Raw genomic sequence first — 21,995 nt, 5'->3', positions numbered from 1 at the left:
CGGATGCCTCGGCCGAGGCATCCGCTCATCGTGTTCTGTCACGACGTGATGCGGGTGAGCACGCGGTGCTGCTCGAGGACCTCGAGTGCGAGCACCTTGTAGCCCTGCTCATCGAAGAACACGGTGATGCGGTCGTCCTCGACGTCGACCACTCGGCCGCGACCCCACTCCCGGTGGGCGACCGCGGAGCCCGCGGGGAACGGACCGGTGTCGTCGTCCGCCGCCACCTCGTCGGCGGTTCCTGCACGGCAGGTGTCGCACGCGTCGCACGCTGCGCCGAGGTCGTCGCCGAAGTAGCCGAGGAGCACGCGCCGCCGGCAGTCGCGGGTCTCGGCGTAGCGCTGCATGACGGCGAGACGGGATTCCTCGATGCGCGCGCGACGCTCCGCCGCCTCTCGGGCGGCGGCCGCGGCGTCCGCGGGCCTCGCGCCGTTCACGGCGACGGCGCCCCGGCGGGTGACGCGCACGGCAGCCCCCTCGACGAGCAGATTGACCAGGCCGGTCGCCGCGCGAGCCGAGACGCCCGCGGCCTCCGCGATCGCGCGGGGCGGAAGCGGTGTGGCGGATGCCGCGATCGCGGCGTACGCGGCCGCGAGCCGCTCCTCGTCCACGCTCCGCGAGACGAAGTACCTGCGCAGGCCCAGATCCTCCGACCGGTAGAACAGCGTCGCCGCGGCGGCTCGACCGTCCCGTCCGGCCCTCCCGATCTCCTGGTAGTAGGCGTCGAGCGACTCGGGCACATCCGCGTGCACGACGAAGCGGACGTTCGGCTTGTCGATGCCCATGCCGAAGGCGCTCGTGGCGACGACCACGTCCAGCCGGTCGTCGAGGAAGTCCTCGTGCACGCGCGACCGCTCCGTGGCCGCCAGCCCCGCGTGGTAAGCCTCTGCGCGCAGACCGCGATCCTGGAGCGCCGCGGCACACTCCTCCGCCTGTCGGCGCGTCGCGGTGTAGACCAGACCCGGACGGGGGAGTCCCTCGACGAACTCCTCGACCGCCACGCGCTTCTCGTCGCCCGAGGTCGACCGGTGGACCGTCAGATCGATGTTCGGGCGATCGACGCCTCGCACCACGACGAGCGGGTCGCGCAGCCCGAGTCGCTCTGCGACTTCCCTCCTGACGGGATCGGCGCCCGTCGCCGTCAGTGCGACGGTCGGCGGAGCGCCGAGCTCGGAGCGCACGTCGCCGAGCCGCAGGTAGTCGGGTCGGAAGTCGTGCCCCCAGCTCGCGACGCAGTGCGCCTCGTCTATTGCGAGGAGTGCGACCTTCAGCGCGCGCAGCCGCGCCCGTACGTCGTCCTTCGCGAGCTGCTCCGGAGCGAGGTAGACGTAGCGCGCCTCGCCGTGTTCCAGCGCCGTCCAGGCGTCGTCGACGGCGCCGTCGGCCATCGACGAGTTGACGGCCACGGGACGGGGAGCGCGAGGGTGGTCCTCGAACCGCGCGAGCTGATCGGCCTGCAGCGCGATCAGGGGTGAGACGACCACCGTGATCCCGGGAAGCATGGCGCCTGCCAGCTGATAGACGGCGGACTTGCCCGCTCCGGTCGGCAGGACGGCGATGACATCGCGTCCGTCGACGAGCGCAGCGACCGCCTCTTCCTGCCCATCGCGCAGACTCTGCCAGCCGAAGACCTCGCGGGCAGTCTCCGCGATCGACGAATCGGGCATCCGTCTCCTTCCGTGAGCGTCCATCGTGCCACGCGCACGAATGCCGCCCGGTGGGATTGACAGGGCTGTGGATGGGGGCCCGCGCGGCACGCCTGAACGGCGCGGCGCGCAGCCTCGACTAGCGTTGTCGGGGCGCAAAGCCTCGTCCCGGAGGAGGAACGGATGACCTCGCAGGTCCCCGAAGCAACGGTCCGCATTCTGTCGAGCACCCTCGCGGAGGTGCACGTCGGGACTCAGGTGGAAGAGGTCATGGCCGCCGACAGCCGGGCGCTCCGCGACCGGGTCGTCGAGGAGATCCGCCTCATCGCGGCATCCGCAGGCGAGCCGGCGCACGCGACGCTCGTCGAAGGGTCCTCCCAGTGGCCGCTCGTCGTGCATCCCGACGGCACGTATGCGGAGTCGCTCGAGCCGTCCGCCGGCGCACCGGTGGTTGCCCCCGCGCCGGTGGTTGCCCCCGCACCGGCGGCTGCCGCCGCTCCCGTAGCCGCCGCGCCGGTCGCGGCCGCGCCAGCCACCGCCGCTCCTGCCGCCGAAGCTCCCGATTCCGCACCCGCCGCGGCACCCGCAGCATCCGAGCCCGCGCCGGTGCTGACGCGCAGCTCCGCCGCCTCCGCGCGCGATCTCTCCAAACCGACGGTCCAGGACCTGCTCGACTCGCGAGACCGCGGCGAGCGTCCGCGAGCGACCGAGGGGTGGCAGGGCGCCGTGCGGCGCGCCACCGGCGGCCTGGTCTCACCCGCGCCCGGCCGCGCGGAGCAGTCGCGGCTCGACCGCGAGAAGCGCGTGCAGCGGCGCCTCGACGCGCCCCGCACGATCGTCGTGCTGAATCCGAAGGGCGGCGCGCACAAGACGACCAGCACGCTGCTGCTCGCCGCGACCTTCGGCACCCTCCGCGGTGGCGCGACCCTCGCGTGGGACAACAACGAGACCCGCGGAACGCTCGGATGGCGCGCGCAGAACGCGCCGCACCACCGGACCGCGGTGGATCTGCTCGAAGAGCTCGACCGCTTCGCTAACCCCGACGGCTCGGGCCTCGCGACGCTCGACACGTACGTGCGCACGCAGGTCGACGCGCGCTTCGATGTGCTCGCCTCCGACGAGGACGCCGCGGCGTCGTCGACGATCGACGCTGCCGCGTTCGACCGGCTGCACGCCCTGCTGCGCCGCTATTACCGGCTCATGATCATCGATACCGGCAACAACATGCGCGCGTCGAACTGGATCGCCTCGGTCGCCGCCGCCGATCAGCTCGTCATCGTCTCCACGGTGCGCGAAGACACCGCCGCCAGTGCCGCGTGGCTGCTCGACGGCCTGCGTGAGAAGGGCTTCGGCGACAAGGTCGACCGCGCCGTGACCGTTCTGACCGCGCCATCGGCCAAGCCCGACCGCCGCCTCGAGTCGCGCCTGTCGCGTCACTTCGAGCAGGTCACGTCCGGCGTGGTCATCGCGCCGTTCGACGCCTCGCTCGTCGACGGCGGCCCGATCGACTTCGAGGCTCTCTCGCCCGAGACCCGCGACGCGTGGCTCACCGTCGCGGCGACGGTCGCCGACCGACTCTGAGACAGAAGGGACCGCCTCGTGAGGCGGTCCCCGATCGGTGCCGGTGGTGGGAGTCGAACCCACACGCCCTTGCGGGCAACCGAGTTTGAGTCGGTCGCGTCTGCCATTCCGCCACACCGGCTCGCGCGTCGTCCCGCGCGTCCGCGATTGACCATACCGTAGGATTCAATGGTGACTGAGCAGGAGCAGACCCCCGCAGCGCAGGCCTCGACCCCCCGCCGCGTGGTGGTGGCGGAGGACGAGTCGCTGATCCGCCTCGACATCGTCGAGATCCTCCGCGACAACGGCTTCGATGTCGTCGGAGAGGCGGGCGACGGCGAGACCGCGGTGCAGCTCGCGACCGATCTTCGTCCCGATCTCGTGATCATGGACGTCAAGATGCCCCAGCTCGACGGCATCTCCGCCGCCGAGAAGCTCAGCAAGAACCACATCGCCCCCGTGGTGCTCCTGACCGCCTTCAGCCAGAAAGAGCTGGTCGAGCGCGCGAGTGAGGCCGGCGCCCTGGCGTACGTCGTCAAGCCCTTCACCCCGAACGACCTGCTTCCCGCGATCGAGATCGCACTGGCCCGCTACGAGCAGATCATCACGCTCGAGGCCGAGGTCGCCGACATGGTCGAGCGGTTCGAGACGCGCAAGCTCGTCGACCGCGCCAAGGGCCTCCTGAACGAGAAGATGGGCCTCTCAGAGCCCGAGGCGTTCCGCTGGATCCAGAAGGCGTCGATGGACCGCCGTCTCACGATGCAGGACGTGGCGAAGGCGATCATCGAGCAGCTCGCGCCGAAGAAGTAGGCTCCCGGCCACTCGACATCGCGATGAGCGGATGCCTCGGACGAGGCATCCGCTCCTCTATGCCTGCGGCAGGTCCTTGACGTGGTTCGTGATGCGCACGGTGGAGCAGCGGCGGCCCTGATCGTCGGTCACGACGATCTCGTGGACCGTGATGGTGTTGCCGAGGTGGATCGGCGTGCACACGCCGGTGACGGTTCCCGACGTCGCCGACCGCGTGTGGGTGGCGTTGATGTCCACGCCGACGGCGAGACGCCCGGGACCGGCGTGCAGGTTCGCCGCCATCGATCCGAGCGACTCGCCGAGCACCACGTAGGCGCCCCCGTGCAGCAGCCCGACCGGCTGCGTGTTGCCCTCCACCGGCATCGTGGCGACGCAGCGCTCGACGGAGAACTCGGTGAACTCGACGCCCATCTTCTCGGCCAGCGCGCCCATGCCGCGGGTGGCCGCCCACTCGAGTCCGTTGACGTTTGCGGGCGCGTTCTCTGGCATGGCTCACCTTCGGGCGACGGGGGAGTGGGGCTGTCTCCGGCCCTGACTAGGCTTGCAGGGTGACGGACTCCGCAAAGCCTACCCTTCTCGTCGTGGACGGCCATTCGCTGGCATACCGGGCCTTCTACGCCCTTCCCGTCGACAACTTCTCGACGAAGGACGGGCAGCACACGAACGGGATCTACGGGTTCCTGGCGATGCTCATCAACCTCATCAAGGCCGAGAAGCCGACCCACATGGCAGTCGCGTTCGACACCTCACGGCAGTCCTTCCGCACGCGCGAGTACACCGAGTACAAGGCGAACCGGTCCGAGACGCCGTCCGAGTTCAAGGGCCAGATCCCGATCCTCCAGGACTGCCTCGCGGCCATGAGCATCACGGTGCTGCAGAAAGAGGACATCGAGGCCGACGACATTCTCGCGACCCTCGCCACGCAGGCGGCGGCCGAGCACTACGACGTGCTCGTGTGCTCGGGCGACCGCGACACGATTCAGCTCGTCAACGAGGACATCACGCTGCTGTACCCCAACGTGCAGGGCGTCTCGCAGCTCAAGCGCTACGACCGACAGGCCGTGATCGACCGCTACGGCGTGCCCCCCGAGCAGTACCCCGACATCGCCGCGCTCGTGGGCGAGACGAGCGACAACCTGCCCGGCGTGCCGAAGGTGGGCGAGAAGACCGCGGTCAAGTGGCTCAACCAGTTCGGGTCGCTCGACGAGCTGCTCGACAACGCCGACAAGGTCACCGGAGTCGTGGGCGGCAACCTGCGCGAGCACCTCGACGACGTGCGCCGCAACCGCTCGCTCAACCGCCTTCTCACCGACGTCGAGCTGCCGGTGACGGTGCATGATCTCGAGGTCAAGCCGATGGACGCGCAGGCCGTGCGCGACATCTTCGCGCGACTCGAGTTCAAGACGCTCATTCCCCGCGTGGCCGAGCTCGCCGGCATCGAGCAGCAGATGGCGGCGGTCGCGTCCGCCGCCGCCGTGCCGATGCCGGTCCCGGTCGAGCCGGCCGGCGCCGACCTGCTCGCGTGGCTCGAGGCCGTCGACGGCGAAGTGGGCGTCACGGTGATCACCGAGGGAGGCACCCCGGCCCGCATCGGGTTCGCGACGACGGACGCCGCGGCCGAGGCGTCGTGGACGCCGGAGGTCGCCGCCGTCCTCTCCGACTGGCTGGCATCGGACGCGCCGAAGGTGTTCAGCGACGCGAAGCCGCAGGTCAAGGCCCTCCGCAGGGCCGGCCAGCGCGTCGCCGGGCTCGCGTTCGACGTGATCGTGGCGGGCTGGCTCCTGCGACCGAGCTTCCCCGACAAGAACCTCGCCGATCTGGTCGACCGGTACCTCGACGAGAAGCTGCCCGAGGCCGACCCGACGCAGCTCGTGCCCGAGACCGAGGGTGCCACGCCCGGCCAGCTCTCGTGGTTCGCCATGCGTGTGGCCGAGGCCATCCGCGCCGAGCTTCCGGACAGCGTCGCGAAGGTTCTCACCGACATCGAGCTGCCGACCCTCGTGACGCTCGCCGATATGGAGCTCGCGGGCGTCGCCGTGTCGCACGCCAAGCTCTCGACCTTCTCGGCCGAGCTGGGCGAACGCGCCGACGCCATCGCCCAGGAGGCCTACGCCGCGATCGGCCGCGAGGTGAACCTCGGATCGCCGAAGCAGCTCCAGGAGGTGCTGTTCGACGAGCTGCAGCTTCCGAAGACCCGCAAGACCAAGACGGGGTACTCGACCGATGCCGCGGTGCTCGCCGACCTTCAGGAGAGCAATCCGCACCCGTTCCTCGACCTGCTGCTGCAGCACCGCGAGGCGACGAAGCTTCGGCAGATCATCGAGTCGCTCGACACCGCCATCGCCGGCGACGGCCGGATCCGCACCACTTATGTGCAGACGGGCAGCCAGACCGGCCGGCTGTCGAGCACCGACCCCAACCTGCAGAACATCCCGGTGCGTACGGAGGAGAGCCGTCGCATCCGCTCGGCATTCGAAGTGGGCGAGGGGTACCAGACGCTGCTGACGGCCGACTACTCCCAGATCGAGATGCGCATCATGGCGCACCTGTCGGAGGACCCCGGCCTCATCGAGGCGTTCAACTCGGGCGAAGACCTTCACCGCTTCGTCGGCGCCCGCGTGTTCGCCGTCGACCCCGCCGACGTCACGCCGGCCATGCGCACGAAGGTCAAGGCGATGTCGTACGGCCTCGTTTACGGCCTCTCGGCCTTCGGCCTGTCGAAGCAGCTGCGCATCGAGCAGACCGAGGCGAAGCAGCTCATGATGGAGTACTTCGCGCGGTTCGGCGCGGTGCGGGACTACCTGCGCTCGTCGGTGGAGCAGGCCCGCATCGACGGCTATACCGAGACGATCTTCGGTCGGCGGCGCCCGTTCCCCGACCTGGCGAGCCCGAACCGCGTGCTGCGCGAGAACGCCGAGCGCGCCGCTCTGAACGCCCCCATCCAGGGCAGCGCCGCCGACATCATGAAGATAGCGCTGTTCCATATCCACGACGACTTCGCCGCGCGCGACCTCCGTTCGCGGGTGCTCATGCAGATCCACGACGAACTGGTGGTCGAGGTGGCGGCGGGCGAGTGGGACCCGGTCGAGAAGATCGTGCGCGAGCGCATGGGCGACGCCGCCGCGCTCTCGGTGCCGCTCGACGTGCAGATCGGGCGGGGGCCGGACTGGAACGAAGCCGGGCACTGATCCGCCCGTTTGGCGCGTCGCCCGGCGGCTCCTTAGGCTCGTGGGCATGACTGAAGAATCACGGACACCCACGCCGATCGACACGATCGCTGACGCCTGGGTCGACACGCTGGCCGAACTCGAGCCGACGCTCGCCACGTACATCGGCCGCGCCGAGTACAACGACCGTTTCGGCGACTACAGCCCGGCCGGTCAGGAGCGCCTCGTCGAGGAGGCGCGCAAGACCCTCGCGGCTCTCGCCGGCGCCACCCCGGTCGACGACATCGACGTCGTGACCCAGGAGGACCTCACGCGCGAGATCCAGGTCGCCATCGAGCTGCACGAGGCCCGCTGGCACGTGCGAGACATCAACGTGATCGCGTCGCCCGCGCAGGACATCCGCTCGGCGTTCGACCTCATGCCGACGGCGACCGCCGACGACTGGGCCGTCATCGCCACGCGTCTCCGGGCCGTCCCCGCCGCGCTCGAAGGCTACGTCGAGAGCCTGCGCGCCGGCATCGCCGAGAACAACGTCCCCGCACGCAGGCAGGTCACCGAGGTCGTGACCCAGATCGGCCGCTACACCGAGGACGGCGGCTTCTTCGCGAGCTTCGCCGCCGAAGCGGCGCCGGCCGAGGGGCAGCTCCCCGCGTCTCTCGCCCGCGAGCTCGCCGACAGCGCGAACGCCGCCCGCGTCGCCTACGACGAGCTGGCAGACTTCCTCGGCGGAGACCTCGCCGCGGCCGCATCCGAGAAGGATGCGGTCGGCCGCGAGCTCTATGCGATCCACTCGCGCCGCTTCCTCGGGGCCACCATCGACCTCGACGAGACCTACGAGTGGGGCGTCGAGGAGCTCGCGCGGATGGTCGCCGAGCAGGAGTCGATCGCTCACGAGATCAAGGCGGGCGCATCCGTCGAAGAGGCGGTCGCCCTGCTCGAGCAGGACCCCGCCCGTAAGCTCTACGGCACCGACGCGCTGCAGAAGTGGATGCAGGAGACGAGCGACCGCGCGGTCGCCGAACTCGGCCGCACCCACTTCGACATCGCCGAGCCGATCCGCAAGCTCGAGTGCATGATCGCGCCGACGAAGGAGGGCGGGATCTACTACACCGGCCCGACCGACGACTTCTCCCGCCCCGGCCGCATGTGGTGGTCGGTGCCCGAGGGCGTCGAGGACTTCGACACGTGGCGCGAGCTGACGACGGTGTATCACGAGGGCGTCCCCGGTCACCACCTGCAGATCGCCCAGGCCGTGTACAACCGGGCGCAGCTGAACTCGTACCGCCGACTCCTGGGCGGCACGTCGGGCCACGCCGAGGGATGGGCGCTGTACGCCGAGCGTCTCATGGAGCAGCTGGGCTACCTCGACGACCCGGCCGACCGCCTGGGCATGCTCGATGGGCAGCGCATGCGCGCCGCTCGTGTCGTGCTCGACATCGGCGTGCACCTCGAGAAGCCCCGTCCCGATGGCCTGGGCACGTGGGACGCCGACTTCGCGCTCGACTTCATGCGCCACAACGTCAACATGTCGGACGAGTTCGTGAAGTTCGAGGTCAACCGCTATCTCGGCTGGCCGGGGCAGGCCCCGTCGTACAAGGTGGGTCAGCGCATCTGGGAGCAGCTGCGCGACGACGTCGCCGAGCGCGAAGGTGCGGACTTCTCGATCAAGCGCTTCCACAAGCGCGCGCTCGACATCGGCGGTGTGGGCCTCGACACGCTGCGGTCGGCGCTCGCCCGGTAGGCAGAGGCTCCTTCACACGCGGGGGTCGCGGGACAGCAGTCCCACGACCTCCGCGTCGCTCGTCTGGGTGAAGTCGTCGTAGAACTGGCCGACGGCCCAGAAGTCGCGCTCCCGGTGCGGGCAGACGTAGTCGTCGGCGACCTCACGGTCCGGACGCCAGCCCGCGGGACCGACCGGAACCGCCAGCACGACCCGCTCCGCGCCGTGCGCCCGCATCGAGAGACACGCCGCCGTCGCCGTGGCACCGGTGGCGACGCCGTCGTCGACGACGATCGCCGTACGGCCGGCGACGGCTTCGACCCCTGCTCCGAACAGCACACCGCGGCGCCGGAGCTCGACGCGCTCGAGATCCTCCACGAAGGCGAGCTGCTCCGCCGTGATCCGGCTCCCGGCGACCGCTGCGTCGTTGACGACCCGCACGTCGTCGGCGATGGCTCCGACCGCGAACTCCTCATGCGACGGGGCGCCCAGCTTGCGCACAACGGCCGCCGCGAGCGGCAGGTCGAGGGCCTGGGCGACCTCGGCGGCCACGACCACGCCCCCGCGCGGGATGCCGAGCACGACGGCATCCTCACCGCGCCATGAGCGCAGCGACTCAGCGAGCTGCCGGCCGGCGTCCTCGCGATCGGCGAAGAGTGCCATGCCGCCACGGTACGCCGGAGCCGTCCGCCTGTCTCGGGAATGCGACGTGCGAGCATGGGGTTCCATCCGATGCGCGATCCATTCGTGCGAATGGAAAGGACTCCTCATGACCGACCTCGCCGCCGTCGAACTGGGCCTCGACACGTTCGGAGACATCACCCGCGACGAATCGGGAGAGCTGATCACTGCCGCGCAGACCATCCGTGACGTCGTCGACGAGGCGGTCCTGGCCGATCAGACGGGCCTCGCTTTCTTCGGCGTGGGGGAGCACCACCGCCGTGAGTTCGCGATCTCGAGCCCGGAGATCGTGCTCGCCGCCGCCGCTGCGCGCACCGAGCGCATCCACCTCGGGACCGCCGTGACCGTGCTCTCGAGCGATGACCCCGTGCGCGTCTACGAGCGGTTCGCAACGCTCGATGCCGTGTCGAACGGCCGAGCAGAGGTCATCCTGGGGCGCGGCTCGTTCATCGAGTCCTTCCCGCTCTTCGGCTACGACCTGCGCGACTACGAGGCGCTCTTCGACGAGAAGCTCGAGCTGTTCTCCCGGCTGCTCGACGAGAAGCCCGTGACGTGGGAGGGCACCATGCGGGCTCCGCTCGTCGAGGCCGACGTGTTCCCGAAGACCGAGAACGGGCTTCGGGCCTGGGTCGGCGTCGGCGGGACGCCCGAGTCGGTCGTCCGCGCCGCTCGGCACGGATACGGCCTGATGCTCGCCATCATCGGAGGGCCCGCCGACCGCTTCCGGCCGTTCGCCGAGCTGTACCGGCGTTCGCTCACGACGTTCGAGCGCGCGCCGCTGCCGGTCGGCGTGCACTCGCCAGGACACATCGCCGACACCGATCAGCAGGCGTGGGAAGAGGCGTACGAGGGCTTCGAAGCCATGAACAACACCATCGGCCGGGAGCGGGGATGGCCCCCGTACAGCCGCATGCGCTTCCAGCGCGACGTCGGCCCCGAGGGCGCGCTGTATGTCGGCTCGCCCGAGACCGTGGCGCGGAAGATCGCCGACACCGTCCGCACCCTCGGCGTGCAGCGGTTCGACATGAAGTTCTCGACGGGGACGCTGTCGCACGCGCGGATGATGCGCTCCATCGAGCTCTACGGCACGCAGGTGGCGCCGATGGTCCGCGACCTGCTGTCGTGAGTGACGGCGGGCCGCGGCATCCGTAGCATGACGCTATGACCGATGCCGACACCCGCGCCGCCGGGCTCTCGCAGCGCCTCGACCGGCTTCCGTTCACGGGACGGCACCTCAGGGTGCTGACGGGTTCGGGGCTCGGCTGGGCGCTCGACGCGATGGATGTCGGGCTGATCTCGTTCATCATCGCGGCCCTCGCGGCGCAGTGGAGCCTGCAGCCCTACGAGACGGCGTGGATCGCGTCGATCGGCTTCGTGGGGATGGCCATCGGCGCCAGCGTGGGCGGGCTGCTCGCCGACCGCTTCGGTCGTCGGTCGATCTTCGCCGTCACCCTCCTCGTGTACGGACTCGCGACGGGAGCGAGCGCCCTCGTCGGGGGCCTCACGGCATTGCTCGTGCTGCGGTTCCTCGTCGGCCTCGGCCTCGGCGCAGAGCTTCCCGTCGCGTCCACCTACGTCAGCGAGTTCGCGCCCGCCCGCATCCGCGGCCGCCTGATCGTCATCCTCGAGGCCTTCTGGGCGATCGGCTGGACCGCGGCGGCCCTCATCGGGTTCTTCGTGATCCCCGCCTCGGATGCCGGCTGGCGGTGGGCGTTCGCGCTGGGGGCGATCCCTGCCGCGTACGCCCTCTTCGTCCGCTGGGGGCTTCCCGAGTCGGCGCGATGGCTCGAGCGACGCGGTCGCCATGACGACGCCGAGCGGGTGGTCCGCTCCTTCGAGGAGTCCGCCGGGGTCGCGGCGCCGGCGCGTGCCGAGTCGCCGTCTGCCGCAGAGCCCGCCGCCGCGTCCTCCCTCGGCTCACGCCTCTCCGCGCTGTGGTCGCGCGAATTCCGCGCCCGCACCGCGTGCCTCTGGCTGGTGTGGTTCTGCGTGAACTTCTCGTACTACGGGGCGTTCATCTGGATCCCGTCGATCCTCGTCTCGCAGGGGTACGACCTGGTGAGATCGTTCGGGTTCACCCTCATCATCACTCTCGCCCAGCTGCCCGGATACGCCACGGCCGCGTGGCTCATCGAGGTGTGGGGCCGGCGGATCACGCTTTCGGTGTTCCTCCTCGGGTCGGCGGCATCCGCCGTCGTCTTCGGCACGGTGGGCAGCGAGGCAGGGGTGATCGCGGCCGGCATGGCCTTGTCGTTCTTCAACCTCGGCGCGTGGGGAGCCCTTTACGCCGTGACGCCGGAGATGTATCCCACCTCGCTGCGGGCGACGGGCTCCGGCTGGGCCGCGGGGGCCGGCCGCATCGCGTCGATCATCGCCCCGCTCACCGTGCCGCTGCTGCTGGGCCTCGGGGGCGCCCCGCTGCTGTTCGTCGTCTTCGCGGCGTTCTTCGTGGCCGCCGCCGCCGCGGCGTGGGGCCTCGTCGACCGGCGGGGCATGGCCCTCGACGACCGCTGACGCCGAGCGCCTAGGCTGGAACGATGGCATCCGTGAGGTACGTCGCCATCGGCGACTCGTTCACCGAAGGCGTCGGCGATGAGCTTCCCGACGGTCGCGTGCGCGGCTGGGCCGATCTCGTGGCGCAGGGGTGGGCGGATGCCTCCGCCGAGCCCGTCGAGTACGCGAACTTCGCCATCCGGGGGAAGCTCGTGTGGCCGATCGTCGACCAGCAGCTCGAGCCGGCACTCGCGCTTCGCCCCACGCACCTGTCCTTCAACGGCGGCGGAAACGACATGCTCCGGCCGCGCACGAGCGTGTCGCGCGTCGTCGAGGCGTTCACGCACGTCCTGCGACGGTGCGACGAGGAGGGCGTGACCCTCATCGTCCTCTCGGGGGCCAACCCGTCCGCGCAGCTGCCGTTGAGCCGGGTCATCCAACGTCGTGGCGATCTGCTGTCGGCCGCGGTGGCGTCGCGCCTGGCCGACCGCCCCGACATCGTGCGCGCCTTCAACTGGCCCGATCGCGAACTGTCGTCCCCGCCGTACTGGTCGGAGGACCGGCTGCACATGAACTCGCGCGGACACCATCGCGTCGCCGCCCGCGTGCTGACCGCGCTCGGGCAGGAGCCTCCGGCCGAATGGTGGTCGCTGCCGCCGCTGCCTCCGGCGGCCGCGCGGGGCGCCGCCTATTACCGTGACCACGTCGGACCGTGGGTGCAGCGCCGGCTGACCGGAACCTCGTCGGGCGACGGCCGCGAGCCCAAGCACGCCGAGTGGTTCGAGTTGCGACCGTCAGAGGTCTGAATCGACCAGCGCGTACTCGGACCCCGACCGCGTGCGCTCGAGGAGCTCGGCGTCGACGAGATGGCGGCGGAGCGCCGCGGTGTCGTCGGTGAACTGCGAGAGCCGCTCGTTGACGGCGTCCTCGCCGAGCACCTCGCCGGGTGCGAACGCGTGATCGGCCACCCACCGAAGCAGCTCATGACGGTCGGCACCTTGCACCGGGTAGCGGTCGATGCGCCCGCCTCCATCGAGGAATCGCTGCGGCCCGGTGGGCCTGACGCGTGGTGATTCGGCGAGGATGCCGCGCAGCATCGTCTCGTCGAACTGCGGGCCATCGGGCCCCTCGACGACGAGCCCGACCTCGGCGAGCCGCGCCATGGCCCGTTCGCGTCGAGCCGGCGTGAGGTCGGCGGTCGCCAGGACCTCGCCGAGGGCTGCGCGCAGGTCGGGGTTGAGCAGGGCGGCGATGACGCCGCGCCACCGCTCGCTCACCGCACCGCCCCCGTCACGGCATAGGTGAGCTCGGCGAAGGCCCCGGTCTGCCGGACGGAGGTCAGCGTGAGACGATCCGCGCCGATGCGACGGGGGAGGAGCGGCTTGCCCGAGGGAAGGGTCGCCGGAGCGATCGAGACCACGATCTCATCGAGCAGGCCCGCGTCGGCGAACTGACCCGCGAGATCGCCGCCGCCGACCACCCAGACGTCGCGCTCGCCCGCCCCCTCCGCGATCGCCGGCCAGGCGTCGCGCACGTCGCCTCGCACGAACCGGAGGTCGGCGCCCTCGACCGCGGGCAGCTCCCGCCCGCTGAACACGAAGGTGGGGCGGCGCCCGTAGTGGCCCGGCCACTTCTCCGGGTGAGCGATGAGGTCATCGTGCTCGAGAACCCATTCGTAGGTGGACGATCCCTGCACGAGCACGCCGATGCGCTCGAGGAAGGCTCGGAAATCGGCGTCGCCGCCTTCGCCGCCGGGCGCGGCGAAGAGCCAGTCGAGCGAGTCGGCGTCGTCGGCGAGGAAGCCGTTGAGGGTTGTGGCGGTGTAGAAAATCACGCGAGGCATCCCGTCACGCTAGCGCCCGTCGCCGACACCGCTTGCCCCGTATTCAACCATCTGGTATTTTACCTTTTAGTTGAATGACGGGAGCGAGCATGTCGATGGATCAGCTCAGCCGCACCTTCGCGGCTCTCTCCGATCCCACCCGGCGCGCGCTGCTCGAGCGGCTCAGCGCCGGAGAGGCGACGGTAAGTGAGCTGGCCGCGCCGTTCGACATGACTCTCGCCGCCGTCTCGAAGCATCTCCGGGTGCTCGAGGGGGCGGGCCTCATCACTCGGGGGAGAGAGGCCCAGTACCGGCCCGCCCGCCTCGACGCGCGGCCTCTGGCCGCGGCATCCCGCTGGATCGACGACTACGCGCGCTTCTGGGAAGACAGCGTCGACGCCCTCGACCACTACCTCAACGCCCTTCAGCAGCTGTCCACCCCGCACGACCCCACCGACAAGGAGAACCCCCATGGCTGACTACTTCACGATCGTGCGCACGCTCAGCGCGCCGCGCGAACTCGTCTTCGACGCCCTCACCACGCCCGAGCACTTCGCCGTGTGGTTCGGCACGGCCGGTGTGGAGGTGCCGCAGGAGTCACTCACGATGGACGTGCGACCCGGTGGGGCGTTCCGCGCGGTGATGCTGCTCCCCGACGGCAATCGCATCGACTGGGCGGGGGAGTACCAGGCGGTCGACCGTCCGGCGCATCTCGCCATGACGCTCACCGACCAGCCGGGCGACGACGTGGGCCTGCCCGTGCTCTTCGACCTCGAGGAGGTCGAGGCTGGCACGAAGCTCACGATCAGCCAGGACCGCTCCGATTTCACCGATGAGCAGGTGGCGGCCACGATCGCCGGCTACAACGCCTTCATCGACGACATCGAAGGCGTGCTGGCTCGGCTGCAGTCCGCCTGACACATCACAGAGCGCCCGCGCGGCGCAGCGCACTCATCGCGAGCTCGCTGCCCGCGCGGGCGCTCGCGTGCGCGTCGGCTCCGTCGAGCGCGGCCGAGATGTAGCCCGCCGCGAACGCGTCCCCGGCGCCGGTCGAGTCCAGCACGTCATCCACTCGCTGCACCGGCACCTCGCTCGATCGGCCGTGCTGCACGACCACGACCGGATCGCCACCGCGCTTGACCACGAAGGTCGTGCGGTCGAGGGCGAGACCGAGATCGGAGGCTGCTCGCGCCTCGTCGCCGTTGGCCAGGACGACGGCCGGGCGGAGCTCGTCGAGGATGCGCCCCAGCTCCGCGGCTCCGAGGTGCCGCATCGTCGCCACGCTCGAGAGGTCGAGGCTCACGCAGGCCCCCGCCTGGGACACCGCGGCCGCAGCATCCGTCACCGCCCGACGCGAAGCCGGCTCTGCAAGGCCGTACAGCGGCAGATGGAGCCAGCGCGCGCCCGTGAGCCACCCCGGATCGATGGTGGCGAGCTCGGCTGCGGCGCCCCGATCGGTGATCATCGTGCGCTCGCCCACCGCGTCGACGAGCACCACGATGGCCCCTGTCCGGCCGCCGCGCTGCACGCGGACCTCGACGCCGCTCGCCTCGAGCTCGCCCACGAGCGCTCGCCCGATGGTGTCGTCCCCGACGCAGCCGATGAAGCGGACGGGATGCCGCGAGGCGGCGGCCACGGCCACGTTCGCTGCGCTGCCGCCCCGCGTGAGGCGGACCTCGGCGGGATTGTCGGTGCCGCGCTCGAGCGACGCTCCGCCGAGAACGATGAGGTCGGCGACGAGATCGCCGATCACCAGGAGCATCAGGATGCGTCCGCGAGGGCGAGCGCGATGCGGGCCCCCAGATCGACATTGCCGCGGTATACGGCGACGTTGACGTCCAGGCTGCGGCCGCCCGTCTCGCGCTGCATGAAGTCCAGAAGGAACGGCGTGGTGTCGTGCCCCGACACCCCGGCCGCTGCGGCGGCTGCCAACGCGCGCTCGAGCACGTCGTCGTGAAGCTGCGGGTCGAGCTCCTCGCCGGCCGCGACGGGGTTCGCCACCAGCAGCGTCGAGCGGATGCCGAGTCCGTCGCGCATCGTCGCGACGCGGGCGATGTCGGCAGCGGAGTCGACCGAGAACTCGATGTCATGGCCGGAGTCGGCGACGTAGAAGCCGGGGTAGTCCGTCGTGCGATAGCCGACGACCGCGAGGTTCAGCGTCTCGAGGCGTTCCAGGGTCAGCGGGATGTCGAGGATCGACTTCACCCCCGCACTGACGACGACGAGGGGGAGGGTGGCGAGGGTGCCGAGGTCGGCGCTCTCGTCGAAGGTCTGCTGCGCGTCGCGGTGCACGCCGCCGAGACCGCCGGTCGAGAAGACCTTGACGCCGGCGAGGTGGGCGAGGTGGGCCGTCGCGGCGACCGTCGTTCCGGCGCTCAGCCCCTTGGCCGCGACGACCGGCACATCGCGCAGGCTCGCCTTGACCACGCCGTCGTGCGTCGAGAGACGTTCGATCTCACCGGCGGAGAGGCCCACCGTGGGCCGCCCGTCGATCACGCCGATCGTCGCCGGCGTGACTCCCAGCGCACGCACCCTGTCTTCGGCGTCGCGCGCCACCTCGAGGTTGCGGGGCCGGGGCAGCCCGTGGGTGAAGATGGTCGACTCGAGCGCGAGCACCGGAGCGCCCGCAGACACGGCGTCGCGCACCTCAGGAGAGACGACGAGCGGAGCGGTCACGGGCATCCTTCCGTTGGTCTACCGCCACCCTACAAAGCGGCCTGCCGATCAGCGGTCGGCTCGCGGGCGCCGGGGCGGGCGCGGCATCCGCGGCGGATCCATGCCGATCCTGATCCGCGTGCGCTTGCGCTCGATCACGATGAACACGGTCCCGATCAGCCAGAGCGGAATCTGGGTCAGGAAGGCGAGACGGAAGGCATCCAGCGAGTATGTCGCGGGGGTTCCCGCGCCCTGCAGGTCGAGGGCGAGGCCGATGGCGAAGATCGCGATGAGCGCAGCGAGGAAGCCTCCGGCATTCGTCACCCCGGTGGCGGTGCTGAGTCGGTGCGCCGGATTGTGCGTGCGGGCGTGATCGAAGGCGATCATCGACGCGGGTCCGCCCATCGCGAGCGCGAAGGCGAGCGCGAACAGCAGCCACAGCGGCGCCGGGCCGGGGTACGCGATCACGGTGATCCAGGCCACCGCCTGCACCGCGACGGCGGGGAGCACGAGCGCCCGCGAGCGCAGGTGGGGGATGCGGCGAGAGAGCTCGCCCATCACCGGCCCCAGCGCCATGCCGACCACGACGTAGGTCGACATGATCGTCGCCGCCTCCGCGAGCGTGCGGCCTTCACCGGCGGTGAGGAAGGGCATGCCCCACAGCAGCACGAAGGCCGTCCCTGCGAAGGGCGTGGTGAAGTGCGACCAGAACGCGAGTCGTGTGCCCGGGTGCGCCCACGATGCCCGGATGCCGACCCCGGTGTCGACCGAGGAGGTGACGACGCGGATCGCCCCGGTGTCGGTGTCGACCGAGACGTCCTCGTCGCGATCGGGCGGGTGGTTGCGGATCAGCAGGACCACGAGGATGGCGAACAGGATGCCGAGTCCTGCGACGCTGCCGAACGTGATCGTCCACGTCGTGGCGTGGAGCAGCGCGGCGAGCGGAATGAGGGCGACGAGCTGCCCCGTCTGCCCGATGATGCCGGTGAACTGCACCATCAGCGGCCCGCGCTGCGCGGGGAACCAGGTGGCCACGAGCCGCAGCACGCCGGGGAAGACCGCGGCGTCGCCGGCACCCAGCAGCATGCGCGCGACGATCGCCACGCCCACGCTCGGCGAGACCGCCATGACCAGCTGTCCGACGGCCATGAGCACCATGCCGATCGTCATGATCGGCCGCGCGCCGTAGCGGTCGAGCAGCACGCCAACCGGGATCTGCATTCCGCCGTAGACGGCGAGCTGAACGACCGCGAAGAGAGACAGAGTCGCGGCATCCGCATCGAAGCGCTCCGCCGCGTCGACTCCCACGGCGCTCAGCGACGAGCGGTTGGTGACCGCGAGCACGTACGCGGCGACGCCCACGCTCCAGATCAGCCACGCCCTGATCCCGGGCCTCGACGAGAGCAGACCGGGGGTGAGACGCACCCTCCCACCGTAGCCATGCCCGCGCGGCGTCCGGGCCGGGCGATCTCCTGTCGCGAGCGGTCGCCCGCGCGGCTTGCCCGGTTTTCCGGCCCTTGTCAAGCCCCTGCCCGCCGCACGGAGCGCGCGGGAAAGTGTTTCATCGGGGCTCACACGCCCCGAATACAGGGGAGGGCCGACCAGCGTGCCCCGGAAAGGAACCTCGCATGAGCATCGGAGCAGGAATCGCACTGTTCGCCATCGGAGCCATCCTCGCGTTCGCAGTGAACGTCGAGGTCGAATGGGTGAACCTCGACATGATCGGCTACATCCTGATGATCGCGGGTGGAGTCATCTTCCTGGTGGGCATCGTCCTCATGATGCGCCGCCGCCGCACCGAGACCGTCGCGCACACGTCGGTCGACCCGGCGTCCGGTGAGCGTCTCACCCGCCGGTCCACCAGCACTCCCGACGACGGCGTCGGTCTCTGACACGCCGACTGGAGCAGCGCGGGGCGGGGCCGGAAGGCTCCGCCCCGCTTCGTGTGCGCGACGCGGTCAGGCGTCGAGCGCGGCGCGCAGCGGCTCTACGCCCTCGAGCTCGATGGGAGCGCCCAGGATCGCCGCGTGATCCGCGGCCAGCGAAGTCCAGCGGTCGCGGGTCATCACGTAGTTGTGGTGGAGTGCGGCGACACCCTCTCGCGGGACCATGACCGATCCGTTGGGCTCGTAGCCCAGTCGTCGTGAGACGGCGTTCGACGACGGATTGTCGGCGAACGCGCCCGACGTCGCTTCCCGCGCCCCGAGACCGGCGAACGCCAGATGCAGCATGAGCGCCCGCATGCGCCGGCCGATGCCACGGCCGTGGTGCTCCAGGCCGAGCCATGAGCCCGTCTGCACGCGGCCGAGCACAGGCCAGTCGTCGGCGACGAGGCCCTGCACGCCCACGACGCCCCCGTCGACCAGCACCCCGAGCTCGAGCACGAGCTTCTTGGGTCCCACCTCGGCGCGGGCATGCCACTGATACGCGAGCACGCTGCGCGCCACGTCGTCCGCCGTTCCGCGCGTCCACGGGTGCTCGAAGGGCATGGTGGCCGGATCGTGGACGCCGCGCGCAGCGACCGACGCGACGTCGGCGAGCAGCTCATCGTCCATCCAGCGCAGCTCGAGGTCGCCGCTGCGAGCGCGAACGGCGGCGGCCGGCCAGAGACGGATCAGTTCCTGCGACGGTGGCATTCCGGCAGTCTGCCAAGGAACGCGAGCGGATGCCGCGCCCTGCCCTGCCGGGAGACGGCATCCGCTCGCCTTCTTCGTGGTCTCTACGCGCGTTCGACCGGGAGCCACGCGGCGGGGGCGCTTCGGCACCCGATGATCGCGGACCGATCCGATCGGGACGGGCCCCCTCACCCCGTCGGTGTGCGGTGCACCCAATCCTCGAACGAGTCCTGGACCTTGTCGAAGAACGCCGTCTTGGCCCGCGTGTAGTCGTCATAGTCGCTCTTGCCGCGCTCGCGCGCGCTCAGCTCCCGCTTCAGATCCTCGTAGCGGCGGCGCTCGACCGGATGCGCGCGGAGCCAGTCGCGGAACCACACGGTGTACTCGCCCCAGGGCGAGTCGCTGCGACGTATGTGGACGATGACGCGGTGCGCCTCGTCGACGAAGAGCGACTTCTGCCACACGGCGGCGTCGGGAACCGGCGCGCCGCGCGGCAGGTCACGGTCGACACCAGGGGAGTCGGGGCGCGCGCCCCTCGCTCGCTCAAGGCCGAGAGGCCGCAATCGGGGGCTGAGCGCGGCGTCGTCGGGAAGCGGCAGAATCCGGACCTGGAGGTCGAGGAAGGGCTTCGCCGCGAGACCGGGGACCGACGTGGATCCGATGTGGTCGTACTGCGCCGCGTCGGCACCGGGGAGGTCGGCGAGCGCAGCACGGATGGCCCGCAGCATCCGCTCCGCTTCGCCCTGCCACGACGGATCGCAAGGTGAAAGCGCGGCGGGGTCGAATTCGCTCATCCGGACGACGCTACCGTGCGGGGCGGGACACGGGGAGAAGGCGCCTACGCGAACATCTGACGCAGCGCGTCGAGGGCATCGGACGCCGCCGGCGGAGAATGGATCGGAACAGGACACCACCGTCGGCTTCGACGCAACCGCAGTCGGAGAAGGAAGGCAGGCAAGACGTTGCTGGCGCTGATCATGGACGAGATCGCCGGGCCGCTCGAGGTACGAGAGGCGGCCGACCCGACCGCACCCGACGGCGGGGTCGTCGTGACCGTGCGGGCGACCGGGCTCTGCCGCAGCGACTGGCACGCGTGGGCCGGACACGACGACATCCTCCTGCCGCATGTGCCCGGTCACGAACTCGCCGGCATCATCACCGGCGTCGGCAGCGGCGTGCAGAAGTGGGTCGTCGGCGACCGCGTGACGGTGCCGTTCGTCTGCGGGTGCGGACGATGTGAATGGTGCGCATCCGGAAACGCGCAGGTCTGCCCCGACCAACAGCAGCCGGGCTTCACACACTGGGGCTCCTTCGCTGAGAAGGTCACCCTGTACGCGGCAGACACGAACCTCGTCGCCATACCGGACGACGTGCCGTTCGAGGCCGCCGCCGCGCTGGGATGCCGGTTCGCGACCGCCTACCGGGCCCTCACCGCCCGCGCACACGTGAAATCCGGCGAATGGGTCACGATCGTGGGCGCCGGGGGAGTGGGCCTGAGCGCGGTCATGATCGCGAAGGCCTTCGGCGCTCATGTCATCGCCGTCGACCGCTCATCGACTGCGCTCGCAACGGCCACCAGGCTCGGCGCCGACCACGTCATCATCGCGGACGGTGCGACGGATGTCTCTGCGGCCGTCGGGGAGCTCACCGGCGGGGGGAGTCATGTCTCGATCGACGCGGTCGGAAGCGAACAGACCTGCGCCGACGCCATCCTCAGCCTGCGCCGACGCGGACGACACGTCCAGATCGGACTGCTCCCGACACCCACGGGCCTCTCGGGCGTACCCATGGCTCGCGCGATCGCCTGGGAACTGGACATCCTGGGCAGTCACGGCATGGCTGCCTCCGACTATCCCGCCATGCTCCATCTCATCGAAGAGGGAAGACTCCGACCGCAGGACCTCATCGAGCGCACCGTCACCCTCGCCGAAGCGGCAGACCTCCTGCCCCGCATGGACACCGCGTCGCCTGCCGGGATGACGATGATCCACCCGGCGGCCCAGGGGACCGCGCCGCGGCGCGATCTGACATAATGTGCATTATCGGCTTCTGCTCGCAGCACGGAGGGCCGCGGCATCCCGCTCATACATCGCCGCATGCTCCAGGAAGTCGACCCGACCCGTCTCCTGCGCGCGCTCGCGCGTGAACGCCGCGAGCTCGCGTAGTCGCTCGGCGGCGACCGCGCGCACGTCCTGCGGCTCGAACGCGACGCCGTATGCGCGGATCAGCTCGCGAAGTCGCTCCGCACGATCGAGTCCATCCGCACTCGGCGCGTCCTCTGCGAACGGCACGATCCGGTACGCCAGGTACGCGAGGTCCCATACGCGCGGGCCTGGCGACGCGAAGTCGAAGTCGATGACGCCGGCGAGCACACCCTCGCGCACGATGAGGTTGTAGGTCGCGAAGTCGTTGTGGCACACCACCTCCGCCGACTCGTGGCGCGCTGCCCGCCACACCAGCGACCTGTCATCGACGAGGGGCACGCTCGCATCGTGTATCCGGCGCAGCAGCGAGCCCGCCGCCGAGAGAACGCTTTCCGACCAATGCACCTGGGGCGGGGAATCCGCCAGCACTCCGCCGTCGAGGTACGTCAGGATCTCGCGGCCCCGATCGTCGAACCCCACGGGCTGCGGGGTGCCGGCGATGCCCGCATCCCGGAGCACACGAAGCAGCGTGTGCACCGCGGCGGTCCAGGGCCCCGTGGCACGCCGGACGGTGTCGCCCACACGGACGACCGGGTCCATGTTCCCGCCCGCCAGAGGCTGCTCGTCGTCTCCGGCCATCACGTGATCAGCTCAGTCATGACCACACGCTACCGAGCGACCC

General features: G+C 70.6%; 22 protein-coding genes and 1 tRNA gene. 11 read left to right on the top strand and 12 right to left on the bottom strand.

Features of this window, described 5'->3' with window-relative positions; all coding sequences use genetic code 11:
* Positions 1–38 precede the first annotated feature (38 nt).
* Positions 39–1,667 carry a RecQ family ATP-dependent DNA helicase gene (locus OB08_RS02475; RefSeq protein ID WP_461471748.1) on the bottom strand — a complete coding sequence of 543 codons (1,629 nt, stop codon included), beginning with the start codon at positions 1,665–1,667 and terminating at the stop codon, positions 39–41.
* 162 nt (positions 1,668–1,829) lie between these two features.
* Here OB08_RS02475 and OB08_RS02470 point away from each other — a divergent pair, with 162 nt between their 5' ends.
* On the top strand, positions 1,830–3,227 hold the full coding sequence (locus OB08_RS02470; protein WP_461471746.1) for a MinD/ParA family ATP-binding protein: 1,398 nt from the start codon (positions 1,830–1,832) through the stop codon (positions 3,225–3,227).
* Between the two features lie 38 nt (positions 3,228–3,265).
* On the opposite strand, the gene OB08_RS02465 is transcribed toward OB08_RS02470, so the two are convergent.
* Positions 3,266–3,348, bottom strand: a tRNA-Leu gene (locus OB08_RS02465).
* 47 nt (positions 3,349–3,395) lie between these two features.
* On the opposite strand from OB08_RS02465, the gene OB08_RS02460 reads away from it, so the two are divergent.
* Positions 3,396–4,016: an ANTAR domain-containing response regulator gene (locus OB08_RS02460; RefSeq protein ID WP_461471744.1), complete on the top strand. Its 621-nt coding sequence runs from the start codon at positions 3,396–3,398 to the stop codon at positions 4,014–4,016.
* Between the two features lie 57 nt (positions 4,017–4,073).
* On the opposite strand, the gene OB08_RS02455 is transcribed toward OB08_RS02460, so the two are convergent.
* Entirely contained in the window at positions 4,074–4,505 is a 432-nt protein-coding gene (locus OB08_RS02455) for a hotdog fold thioesterase (protein WP_461471742.1), read from the bottom strand.
* A 59-nt stretch (positions 4,506–4,564) separates the two neighbouring features.
* Here OB08_RS02455 and polA point away from each other — a divergent pair, with 59 nt between their 5' ends.
* Together polA and OB08_RS02445 are read left to right on the top strand one after the other, a co-directional pair.
* Entirely contained in the window at positions 4,565–7,204 is a 2,640-nt protein-coding gene (gene polA / locus OB08_RS02450; protein WP_461471740.1) for a DNA polymerase I, read from the top strand.
* A gap of 46 nt (positions 7,205–7,250) precedes the next feature.
* Positions 7,251–8,924, top strand: coding sequence for a DUF885 domain-containing protein (locus OB08_RS02445; RefSeq protein WP_461471738.1), 1,674 nt, complete (start codon positions 7,251–7,253; stop codon positions 8,922–8,924).
* Between the two features lie 12 nt (positions 8,925–8,936).
* On the opposite strand, the gene OB08_RS02440 is transcribed toward OB08_RS02445, so the two are convergent.
* The gene (locus OB08_RS02440; RefSeq protein ID WP_461471736.1) at positions 8,937–9,566 is read right to left on the bottom strand and encodes a phosphoribosyltransferase; all 630 of its coding nucleotides are present in this window, start codon (positions 9,564–9,566) and stop codon (positions 8,937–8,939) included.
* A 106-nt stretch (positions 9,567–9,672) separates the two neighbouring features.
* Between OB08_RS02440 and OB08_RS02435 the strand changes: the two genes are divergently transcribed.
* The 3 genes from OB08_RS02435 to OB08_RS02425 are packed head-to-tail and all read left to right on the top strand — an operon-like array spanning position 9,673 to position 12,883.
* Positions 9,673–10,710 (top strand): LLM class flavin-dependent oxidoreductase, encoded by a 1,038-nt coding sequence (locus OB08_RS02435; protein ID WP_461471734.1) that lies wholly within the window; start codon positions 9,673–9,675, stop codon positions 10,708–10,710.
* Between the two features lie 35 nt (positions 10,711–10,745).
* A complete protein-coding gene (locus tag OB08_RS02430) occupies positions 10,746–12,098 on the top strand; it encodes an MFS transporter (protein ID WP_461471732.1) in 1,353 nt (450 codons plus the stop codon).
* A gap of 23 nt (positions 12,099–12,121) precedes the next feature.
* Positions 12,122–12,883: an SGNH/GDSL hydrolase family protein gene (locus tag OB08_RS02425; RefSeq protein WP_461471730.1), complete on the top strand. Its 762-nt coding sequence runs from the start codon at positions 12,122–12,124 to the stop codon at positions 12,881–12,883.
* Here OB08_RS02425 and OB08_RS02420 read toward each other — a convergent pair.
* Both OB08_RS02420 and OB08_RS02415 read right to left on the bottom strand, forming a co-directional pair.
* Positions 12,872–13,354 carry a DUF2087 domain-containing protein gene (locus tag OB08_RS02420; RefSeq protein ID WP_461471728.1) on the bottom strand — a complete coding sequence of 161 codons (483 nt, stop codon included), beginning with the start codon at positions 13,352–13,354 and terminating at the stop codon, positions 12,872–12,874. The genes OB08_RS02425 and OB08_RS02420 overlap by 12 nt on opposite strands.
* Entirely contained in the window at positions 13,351–13,920 is a 570-nt protein-coding gene (locus tag OB08_RS02415; protein ID WP_461471726.1) for a dihydrofolate reductase family protein, read from the bottom strand. Before OB08_RS02415 ends, OB08_RS02420 begins: the two co-directional genes overlap by 4 nt.
* Before the next feature lie 74 nt (positions 13,921–13,994).
* On the opposite strand from OB08_RS02415, the gene OB08_RS02410 reads away from it, so the two are divergent.
* Both OB08_RS02410 and OB08_RS02405 read left to right on the top strand, forming a co-directional pair.
* On the top strand, positions 13,995–14,378 hold the full coding sequence (locus OB08_RS02410) for an ArsR/SmtB family transcription factor (protein ID WP_461471724.1): 384 nt from the start codon (positions 13,995–13,997) through the stop codon (positions 14,376–14,378).
* Complete coding sequence (locus OB08_RS02405; protein ID WP_461471722.1) at positions 14,371–14,817, top strand: SRPBCC family protein; 447 nt, start codon at positions 14,371–14,373, stop codon at positions 14,815–14,817. The genes OB08_RS02410 and OB08_RS02405 overlap by 8 nt, the downstream gene beginning before the upstream one ends.
* A gap of 4 nt (positions 14,818–14,821) precedes the next feature.
* On the opposite strand, the gene OB08_RS02400 is transcribed toward OB08_RS02405, so the two are convergent.
* Genes OB08_RS02400 through OB08_RS02390 form a run of 3 tightly spaced genes read right to left on the bottom strand, consistent with a single transcriptional unit; the run spans position 14,822 to position 17,979 of the window.
* Entirely contained in the window at positions 14,822–15,661 is an 840-nt protein-coding gene (locus tag OB08_RS02400) for a carbohydrate kinase family protein (protein ID WP_461471720.1), read from the bottom strand.
* Positions 15,661–16,581, bottom strand: a complete 921-nt coding sequence (locus OB08_RS02395) for a pseudouridine-5'-phosphate glycosidase (protein WP_461471718.1) — start codon at positions 16,579–16,581, stop codon at positions 15,661–15,663. Before OB08_RS02395 ends, OB08_RS02400 begins: the two co-directional genes overlap by 1 nt.
* Positions 16,582–16,623: 42 nt before the next feature.
* Positions 16,624–17,979 carry an MFS transporter gene (locus OB08_RS02390; RefSeq protein ID WP_461471716.1) on the bottom strand — a complete coding sequence of 452 codons (1,356 nt, stop codon included), beginning with the start codon at positions 17,977–17,979 and terminating at the stop codon, positions 16,624–16,626.
* Positions 17,980–18,182: 203 nt separating this feature from the next.
* Here OB08_RS02390 and OB08_RS02385 point away from each other — a divergent pair, with 203 nt between their 5' ends.
* The gene (locus OB08_RS02385) at positions 18,183–18,446 is read left to right on the top strand and encodes a DUF6458 family protein (RefSeq protein WP_461471714.1); all 264 of its coding nucleotides are present in this window, start codon (positions 18,183–18,185) and stop codon (positions 18,444–18,446) included.
* A gap of 66 nt (positions 18,447–18,512) precedes the next feature.
* Here the strand turns inward: OB08_RS02385 and OB08_RS02380 are convergent, their stop codons facing one another.
* Positions 18,513–19,190, bottom strand: a complete 678-nt coding sequence (locus tag OB08_RS02380) for a GNAT family N-acetyltransferase (RefSeq protein ID WP_461471712.1) — start codon at positions 19,188–19,190, stop codon at positions 18,513–18,515.
* A gap of 167 nt (positions 19,191–19,357) precedes the next feature.
* Entirely contained in the window at positions 19,358–19,963 is a 606-nt protein-coding gene (locus OB08_RS02375; protein WP_461471710.1) for a GrpB family protein, read from the bottom strand.
* Between the two features lie 183 nt (positions 19,964–20,146).
* Between OB08_RS02375 and OB08_RS02370 the strand changes: the two genes are divergently transcribed.
* Positions 20,147–21,202, top strand: coding sequence for a zinc-dependent alcohol dehydrogenase family protein (locus OB08_RS02370; RefSeq protein WP_461471708.1), 1,056 nt, complete (start codon positions 20,147–20,149; stop codon positions 21,200–21,202).
* Between the two features lie 6 nt (positions 21,203–21,208).
* On the opposite strand, the gene OB08_RS02365 is transcribed toward OB08_RS02370, so the two are convergent.
* Positions 21,209–21,952, bottom strand: coding sequence for a phosphotransferase (locus OB08_RS02365; RefSeq protein ID WP_461471706.1), 744 nt, complete (start codon positions 21,950–21,952; stop codon positions 21,209–21,211).
* Positions 21,953–21,995: the final 43 nt, after the last annotated feature.

The sequence above is a fragment of the Microbacterium sp. HJ5 genome, assembly GCF_054824025.1.
Note: the sequence above shows the minus strand (reverse complement) of the source record. Positions and strands in the feature narration are given on the sequence as shown.